We start from the raw sequence: 4,367 nt of genomic DNA on the forward strand, positions 1-4,367 counted from the left end.
TACGTCCGAATCCACTCGGAATTGCTAACGTCAGTGCTAAACCGAAAATTAACGCATATTAACCCGTAACTGACGGTTATACGAGACCGTTACCTACAATTTTGCCAGACCAACTCACATTTACCTATAAATCAATAATTTATACTACCAAGAAACGAAAATAGTAGTTTAAGAAAGCTGTTTCTGAAAATCACTACGCACGAATATTATCAGCTTGGAAAAATTTAAAAAGATTTAAAAACAGACAAATAAAATGAACTCTAAAAATTCGTTTATCGTTTCGTGATAAACTTTAAAAAATGAACTAAAAATTAGATTTTAAAGAAATTTGAAACAAGAATAACGTTCAACTTTACGGCTGAACCGTGCGAATAATGGAACTGATAAAAATAGATTTTAACGAGATAAATATGGTAAACCAACAAGTATCTGAAACGCTAAACTTTACGGCTGAACTGTGCGAATAAGGAACCATTGAAATTAAGATATTAAAAAGATAAATATAGTAAACCCACGAATATCTGAAACGATAAACTTTACGGCTGAACTGTGCGTGAAATGCCAAATCCCAACAAGTATTTTAAATGGATAAGTTCGTGGTTTTCCCTAAAACCTGACAAAATATTATGGAATATTGCGTTCTGAAAATCATACTCGGAGATTTTTTTTTTTAGACTTTTAAGAATTAAAGGTAATTATGGTTAAATTTACAATGCACGATTATTTTGCGACTGAAAAAATTAAAAAACTGTAGGTAACACCGTGTATAGTTAATTGCTTGGTTCGTGCTTACGTACGAAAATCCCTTCGGATTTTCTATGTCGTAAGTATTTGTTAACTTAGTCGCTTAACCACGCAACTAACCATACACAAACACGTTGTAACCAATTTAAGAAAAACCGTGACAAAGAAAGGACAATTAAATATTTTAAGAAATAAGGAAAAATGAGATTCAAGAATTAAGGAAACTCGGAATTTCATTCTTAAAAACACTTCTGAAAGTTTAATGAATAATCAGAAATGGTATCGAGTTTTTGAGTTGGTTGAAGAAAATCACTCTGAATTTGAATTAAAAACCCTTCTTTCATCTGATATTAAAGTTTCAAATGATATTCTTGAGCTTGAAAACAACTCTGTTTTGATTGATAATTCTGGCGATTTTATAGAATTTTTGGAATTAGAAAAATTAACTCTAAAAACCACGTCTGAATTAGAAATACAACTAAAAAAACTAAACGTAGATTTTACTGAACAATCTGACAAAATAGAAATTAACGGATATCGTATTTAAAAAAATGGAGGAATTTAAACTTTGGTTAGAATTTGAGGAAGTTGATTCTGGAAACTGGAATACAAAAAATGAATTCGCAAATATTCACGTAAATTTATCCGATGGAAGACATTACGGAATAAATGTATGGACTTATGAATTCCTAAATACATCTATAAAACTCGATGAAAACAGCGGAGAAAATTTAAAAGGACTTTATCAAACTTCACCTGATTTGTTCGTAAAGGAACTTACTCGAGATTGCATTCAAAAAGTAATTTCAGATTTATTAAAAAAAGGAAATTTAGAAGATATTTTAAATCCATCAATAATTAGTAATGAATAAAAAACTGGTTACAACACCGTGTATAATTAATTGCTTGGTTTTAGCCAATTTACGAAAGTCCTCGCGGACTTTCTATCTGTGTTTTATGTGCTAACTTTAGTGCTTAAAACACGCAACTAATCATACACAACAACGTTAGCATTAATACGAGCCAAAATCAATGATAGAATTAAAAATTGAACATAGTCTTTTTAAGAAGCAATTAGAAGAAAAAATAATTGAAGGAAAAAAGATTTTGGCTGAAAAAATATCTGACCCAAATATCATTGAACAAAAAACAACTGAATGGGAAAAAGATGCTATTAATTTTCTTGAAAAAAATATTACAAATATACCTGAACAATTAATTTCAGATATACGATATGTAAGAGAAGAAAGTCATTTAACTTTTCACATTAATAGTCGATTTTACAAAAAACAACCATCTGAATACGCTAAATATTTATCAACCCATCTTGAAAGGAAAATTGCTGCGTTTAAAATAACTGCTGACTACATATCCGTTTCTGAAATTATTGCTGGACACAAAAAACCTGAATTAGAAACAATACAGGAAAAAATACTTTTTTTTTTGCAAAAACTATATCAGCTTTATAATGATAATTTTTATTCAATATCTCTAATTTTTCAAATTAACGAAATAGAATATAGAGATAGTGAACCAAATGAAATAGCGGAAAATTTAAAAAAGAGAGGTTATGGTATTAGAGAAGCTGATTACTCTTCAAAAGATTTGCTTAAAATTTCCGTAAAAGGAGCTGCTTATATCGAACGGAAAAATAAAACGCTGAAAAACAAATCCAAGAAAAAACAAGAGTCTGAAGCAAATGAAAAAATAGATTTAGTTCTTTCACGACTCGAGGAATTAGGCTTTGGTCAGGAAATTATTTTCAATGAAATAGAAGAATTAAGAGGACTTTCTAAAAAATTAAATAAGAAAACTTGGTCACAAGTTATTAAAGGAAAAGTAGTTGATTTAGCGCTATCGGAATTGATAAGTAAAGACGTTGCAACATTCATTTATGAATCGTTAGTCGATGACAAATTTAAACTATTGAAATAAGTACTAATGCTAACAACGTGTATAATTAATGGCTAGTTCTCGCCCACTTACGAAAATCCTCGCGGATTTTCTATTCGGTTTTTATTTGCTAAATTAGGTGCTTAAACACGCCACTAATCATACACAAAACCGTTGTGCGCAAGCTGAAAAAAATTAATACTATATTAGTTCTTAAAATAAAAAGACGATGGAAAGAGATAATAATGATAAGTGGTACAACAATTCTACAATAGTAGATACGCTATTGTTCCTTTTACCTCCAGTTGGAATGTATGGACTTTATAAAACTGAGAGATTAAAATCCAATATAAATAAAGTCTTATACGGCTTTCTTGGTTTTATTTCTCTTTTAATGGTAGTCATCTATCTGACCTAATCTCCGCAAATATAATCTTAACCCGCAAACTTTAAGGAACAACAAAAATCTGATTTGAAATGAAAAATTCCAAGTCAAATATTATAAAAGAAATTGTGCAGGAATTGGATTGCGGAAATGACTGCTATTACAACTCTAAAACTGGAGAAATAATAGCAATTCCGAGTTTTTCAAACATTTCGGACGAAGACGAATTTCAAGAGTGTTTTAAAGCGGATTTAATAAAAATTGAGATTTTAGAAAGATTTGAGTCTTTTAAATAATGGATCGATTTATTGACCAAATTCCCGACGAAGAATTCAAAACGGATTTGGAAAATATGTTACAAAGGAAAAAACCGTTTCAGAATTTTAAGAATGCAATTGACAATTCGGACTTTAGATAAAAATGGTTTGATTTCAAAAAAATAGAACTGGAAAAAATAGACGAAACCCAATTAAACCGAGGAAAAGCCAGCGCACAACACTGTATATAGCTCATAGCTTAGTAGCTGATTAATCCTAAGCTTAGGATTGTTTGGAAAGTCGCCAAATTTTAAATTTGACAACTTTCCAATAAAAAATAAGTAGTAAAATTTAAAATTTGGCTTGTTCTTAAACCGAAAAATAATTGCTAATTTAGACGCTACGAGCCATATACAAAACCGTTAGCGACAAGTTGAGAAGAAAGAGTTCCTCAAAATAATTTCGATTATAAATTGAATTTTATATCTCAAAAAATAATCAGAAATCGGAAAATCACACTCTGAAAAAAGAATTGATAGGCTTACCAAAGAAAATTAACACTAAGAATCAAAACGAGTTCGCCAAAGTTATCAGAATTGAAAATCACTACGAAAAAATGAATTTATAGCTAACCAAAAGATTTTTCATTTTAGACTTAAGACGAGCTTGCCAAAATGTTGGAATTAAAAATCGCTACGTAGAATTGGACACAAATCTGTCAAATAGATATTTAATAAAGATTAGTTTCTAGCTGAATGAAAATGAATCTGATCAAATCCCAAACTGGTGAAAAAGTTCGAAATTTTTTTGAGAAATTTTAAGGTTGATATTTGATTAAAAAGCGAGCTAAATCGAAAAGAAAAAACCAGTCGCTAACACTATGTATAAGTAATAGCGAAGTCTGTGTTGAAAAACGAAAATTAAGTTATAAATTTATGGTTTTAGAAATGAGAAAAGTTCCGAGCTAAAATCTCGCTACTACTCATACACAAGACCGTTACAGCTAAGTTAAGCCGTTGATTTTTAAAATCCTCTCTCCTATTTTGATATTCAAGTATTTTAAGAAAGAAAATATCAGAATCGAAAAA

The 4,367-nt window shown here is 29.7% G+C and carries 4 protein-coding genes; all 4 read left to right on the forward strand.

All coding sequences use genetic code 11. From position 1 onward, the window contains the following. Window positions 1–1,006 precede the first annotated feature (1,006 nt). The 4 genes from BLV84_RS12200 to BLV84_RS12630 all read left to right on the forward strand — a co-directional run bounded on the left by BLV84_RS12200 (window position 1,007) and on the right by BLV84_RS12630 (window position 3,318). The gene (locus tag BLV84_RS12200) at window positions 1,007–1,291 is read left to right on the forward strand and encodes a hypothetical protein (protein ID WP_093246091.1); all 285 of its coding nucleotides are present in this window, start codon (window positions 1,007–1,009) and stop codon (window positions 1,289–1,291) included. 4 nt (window positions 1,292–1,295) lie between these two features. Beyond that, window positions 1,296–1,616 (forward strand): hypothetical protein, encoded by a 321-nt coding sequence (locus BLV84_RS12205; protein WP_093246094.1) that lies wholly within the window; start codon window positions 1,296–1,298, stop codon window positions 1,614–1,616. Window positions 1,617–1,776: 160 nt separating this feature from the next. Next, window positions 1,777–2,679 (forward strand): hypothetical protein, encoded by a 903-nt coding sequence (locus BLV84_RS12210; protein WP_093246096.1) that lies wholly within the window; start codon window positions 1,777–1,779, stop codon window positions 2,677–2,679. A 435-nt stretch (window positions 2,680–3,114) separates the two neighbouring features. Next, entirely contained in the window at window positions 3,115–3,318 is a 204-nt protein-coding gene (locus BLV84_RS12630; RefSeq protein ID WP_234953156.1) for a hypothetical protein, read from the forward strand. The last annotated feature ends 1,049 nt before the right edge of the window (window positions 3,319–4,367 follow it).

It is taken from the genome of Psychroflexus halocasei (assembly GCF_900107595.1).
GTDB classification, from domain to species: Bacteria; Bacteroidota; Bacteroidia; order Flavobacteriales; family Flavobacteriaceae; genus Psychroflexus; species Psychroflexus halocasei.